The organism is Candidatus Benthicola sp., assembly GCF_058719085.1.
This window is the reverse complement of record NZ_JBZQEK010000124.1, coordinates 1-2,607: the sequence shown is the minus strand read 5'-3', so window position 1 is coordinate 2,607 and position 2,607 is coordinate 1. Positions and strand designations below refer to the sequence as shown.

Here is a 2,607-nt window from a genome sequence, read left to right as displayed (position 1 = left end):
GGTCCCGTCATTCGTTCGTGTATGCTCCAGATCGAGTACGCAGCCCGCTCCAATGTGTCCAAACGCCCGTCGACCGGGCAAGGACCGCGAATGTATTGGAACTTCGCGGTCTCTCGGCGCCCCGGTGTATTGCCGAGGCGTCCGACCCCTGACAGCTTCCGACAGGTAGCCAGGACGCAACCGACACCGCGGAGCGCCTGCATGCGCACTCGTCTCGTCCTCTTGCCGCTGCTCGGAGCGCTATTCTCCTGTTCGAGCGATCGATCTGAGCCGGCTCCCGACACCCACACTGGAGACGCGCCGATGGCCGAGATCAGGCCTTTCGGGCTCACGGCAGCCGGAGAAGCCGTGGACTTGGTGACCCTCACCGGCCCGAGCGGGATCGAGGCCGACATCTCGACGTGGGGAGGCATCGTCACGCGACTCCTCGTCCCGGACCGCGACGGAGTGCGGGTGGACGTGGTGCTCGGACACGACCGCCTGGAACCGTACCTGGACGGAACGCCGTATTTCGGCGCGATCGTGGGACGGTACGCCAACCGGATCGCCAGGGGCCGCTTCTCGCTCGACGGCCAGGAGTACGAGCTGGCCGTCAACAATGGCCCGAACCACCTGCACGGAGGCATCCGGGGATTCGACAAGGTGCTCTGGTCCGCCGAGCCGTATGCAGCGGATACGGAAAGCGGCGTGGTGCTGCGCTACACATCGCCGGCCGGTGAAGAAGGATACCCCGGACGTCTGGACGTGAAGGTGACCTACGCCCTGACGACGGTCGGGGCGCTCCGGGTCGAGTACGAGGCGACCACGGACGCGCCCACGATTCTGAACCTCACCCACCACGGATACTGGAATCTGGCCGGGCACGGATCGGGAGACATCCTGGATCACGACCTCACGATCCACGCCAGCCGGTTCACGCCCGTGGACGAGACCCTGATTCCGACCGGCGAGATGCGCTCGGTGGAGGAAACGCCGTTCGACTTCCGATCACCCTCGGCGATCGGGGCGCGCATCGATGCCGCGGACGAACAGCTCCGGTTCGGGGGAGGCTACGACCACAACTTCGCGCTCGACGGGTGGGGGGACGACGGCGTGCTCCGTCCGGCGGCCGTGCTCCTGGACCCGGTCAGCGGGCGACGGATGGAGGTCCTCACCACCGAACCGGGGATTCAGTTCTACAGCGGCAACTTCCTCGACGGCAGCGACGTCGGTAAGGAAGGTGCCGTGTACGCGTACCGCTCGGGACTCTGCCTGGAGACGCAGCACTACCCGGATTCGCCGAACCAGCCGGAGTTTCCGTCTACGGTCCTCCGCCCGGGCGAAGTGTTCCGCTCCCAGACCGTGTATCGATTCTCGGCGGAATGACCCTGCCCGGGGCGCCCGCCCCTCGACTTCTCAGGTGACCACCGGGAAGGAGGCGATCCGGATCTTCGTGCTGCCGTAGGGCACCAGGTCGAGCGGTTCGTCCGGCCGGCCGGACCGGATCGGACTCCACGGAAGGGGACCGGTGTCGGCCCCGTACGGCTGCCACGGGTCGACCCTGCGCCCGAGACACCGTACGCGAACCGGCGGGCCGGCCGACAGCGAGCCCGGGGCCGTCGCGGAAGCCCACGGCTGATCCGGCACCTCGCTGCGAGTGACCTGGAAGGCACCCTCCGGCGACTCGAGGTCCTCCTGCCGAATTCCGTAGTTCCAGGGCTCCGCGGTTCGGATCTCCCAGTCACCGAATGGCGCTCCGCCACCCACCTGCCTCCACTCCTCGGTCCGAGGGAGCGCGAGCAGAAGAGGCCCGAGATCCAGTGCGACGGAGTTCTCGTGCCACCGGGAGGACCGGACCGTCATCGGAAGCTCCAGCTCCAGGGCGTCGCCCGGATTCCATGTCCGCACGACCCGGTGAAGCTCTCCGGTCTCGGTCCGCGTCGGTGCCTCTCCGTTCACCCGAATCGTGGCCTCCGACGTCCAGTAGGGAATCCTCAGATAGAGCGGAAACTCGACCCCCGAGGGACCGCGATAGATGAACCGGACCTTCCCCTCGAACGGGTAATCGGTCTCTTCCACGAAGCTCACCTCGGTTCCGTCTCCCACGCGCGCCGTCACCTCGCACGGGCCGTACACCAGGGCGGCCAGTCCATCGTCGGGAGTGGCGAACCACAGGTGCTGAACGAACTTCGGCCACCCCTGGTGCAGGTTCGCGGTGCAGCATCCGTACCCGGTCACGAGGCCGATCAGGGTGTCGTCCTCGTGCCGCACGGTGAAGCTCCTGCGCCCGAGGGTGCAGGCCACCTGGTTGGGACGCTGGTAGTAGTGCCGCCCGCCGAACTCCGGGCTGAGCGCCGCCGGGAGCGCGTTGTAGGCCACCCGCTCGAGCATCTCGGCGTGCCGCAGGTCGCCCCCGATCGCCAGCAGGCTCTCGAGGCTGAACATGTACTCGACCACCGCGCACGTCTCGACGCCCTGCCTCGGATCGGTGCCGTGAAGCTCCTCATCACCCGACCAGATGCCCTGCGGCTGCCCGTGCTCGGTCATGAGCCAGCCGATCAGCCGGTCCACGGCCTCCCAGTCCGCGGGCTCACCGCTTTGGGCGAACCACACCCCGGGCTGCTTGAT

The 2,607-nt window shown here is 67.6% G+C and carries 2 protein-coding genes; one reads left to right on the top strand and one right to left on the bottom strand.

From position 1 onward, the window contains the following. The first annotated feature begins 303 nt into the window (after positions 1–303). Positions 304–1,365 carry an aldose epimerase family protein gene (locus tag AC36XV_RS09730; protein WP_492203494.1) on the top strand — a complete coding sequence of 354 codons (1,062 nt, stop codon included), beginning with the start codon at positions 304–306 and terminating at the stop codon, positions 1,363–1,365. Between the two features lie 30 nt (positions 1,366–1,395). Here the strand turns inward: AC36XV_RS09730 and AC36XV_RS09725 are convergent. Continuing rightward, on the bottom strand, positions 1,396–2,607 hold a 1,212-nt coding region (locus AC36XV_RS09725; protein ID WP_492203493.1), incomplete at its 5' end, for a beta-L-arabinofuranosidase domain-containing protein.

Bases quoted from the DNA above. Each gene is read 5' to 3' on its own strand.
- AC36XV_RS09730 (WP_492203494.1), top strand. From the start codon at position 304: ATGGCCGAGATCAGGCCTTTCGGGCTCACGGCAGCCGGAGAAGCCGTG.